General features: G+C 50.7%; 2 tRNA genes and 1 rRNA gene. All 3 read left to right on the forward strand.

What is annotated here, in order from left to right:
- The first annotated feature begins 16 nt into the window (after nucleotides 1-16).
- Nucleotides 17-93 (forward strand) — tRNA-Pro (locus ACFXAM_RS38730).
- A gap of 8 nt (nucleotides 94-101) precedes the next feature.
- A tRNA-Ala gene (locus ACFXAM_RS38735) sits at nucleotides 102-177 on the forward strand.
- Nucleotides 178-259: 82 nt separating this feature from the next.
- Nucleotides 260-1,504 (forward strand): 23S ribosomal RNA (locus ACFXAM_RS38740); the annotation flags it as partial.

Genomic DNA, 1,504 nt, shown 5'->3' on the forward strand with positions numbered 1-1,504 from the left:
AGAATAGATAGGAAATCGGGAAGTAGCTCAGCTTGGTAGAGCACATGGTTTGGGACCATGGGGTCGCAGGTTCAAATCCTGTCTTCCCGACCATTTTTTATGGGGCCTTAGCTCAGCTGGGAGAGCGCCTGCTTTGCACGCAGGAGGTCAGCGGTTCGATCCCGCTAGGCTCCACCAACGTGTTCTTTGAAAACTAGATAACAGAAGTAATTCACATTCAATTAGTAATGCAAGATATCACGTAGTGATTCTTTTTAACGGTTAAGTTAGAAAGGGCGCACGGTGGATGCCTTGGCACTAGGAGCCGATGAAGGACGGGACGAACACCGATATGCTTCGGGGAGCTGTAAGTAAGCTTTGATCCGAAGATTTCCGAATGGGGAAACCCACCATACGTAATGGTATGGTATCCTTACCTGAATACATAGGGTAAGGAAGACAGACCCAGGGAACTGAAACATCTAAGTACCTGGAGGAAGAGAAAGCAAATGCGATTTCCTGAGTAGCGGCGAGCGAAACGGAACATAGCCCAAACCAAGAGGCTTGCCTCTTGGGGTTGTAGGACACTCTGTACGGAGTTACAAAGGAACGATATAAGCGAAGAGGTCTGGAAAGGCCCGCCATAGGAGGTAACAGCCCTGTAGTCAAAACTTCGTTCTCTCCTGAGTGGATCCTGAGTACGGCGGAACACGTGAAATTCCGTCGGAATCCGGGAGGACCATCTCCCAAGGCTAAATACTCCCTAGTGACCGATAGTGAACCAGTACCGTGAGGGAAAGGTGAAAAGCACCCCGGAAGGGGAGTGAAAGAGATCCTGAAACCGTGTGCCTACAAATAGTCAGAGCCCGTTAATGGGTGATGGCGTGCCTTTTGTAGAATGAACCGGCGAGTTACGATCCCGTGCGAGGTTAAGCTGAAGAGGCGGAGCCGCAGCGAAAGCGAGTCTGAATAGGGCGTTTAGTACGTGGTCGTAGACCCGAAACCAGGTGATCTACCCATGTCCAGGGTGAAGTTCAGGTAACACTGAATGGAGGCCCGAACCCACGCACGTTGAAAAGTGCGGGGATGAGGTGTGGGTAGGGGTGAAATGCCAATCGAACCTGGAGATAGCTGGTTCTCTCCGAAATAGCTTTAGGGCTAGCCTCAAGGTAAGAGTCTTGGAGGTAGAGCACTGATTGGACTAGGGGCCCCTACCGGGTTACCGAATTCAGTCAAACTCCGAATGCCAATGACTTATCCTTGGGAGTCAGACTGCGAGTGATAAGATCCGTAGTCGAAAGGGAAACAGCCCAGACCGCCAGCTAAGGTCCCAAAGTATACGTTAAGTGGAAAAGGATGTGGAGTTGCTTAGACAACCAGGATGTTGGCTTAGAAGCAGCCACCATTTAAAGAGTGCGTAATAGCTCACTGGTCGAGTGACTCTGCGCCGAAAATGTAACGGGGCTAAACACACCACCGAAGCTATGGCTTGATGCTTGCATCAGGGGTAGGGGAGCGTTGTATG

Origin of the sequence: Kitasatospora sp. NPDC059462, from assembly GCF_042749955.1 — a bacterium.
GTDB lineage: Bacteria > Actinomycetota > Actinomycetes > Streptomycetales > Streptomycetaceae > Kitasatospora.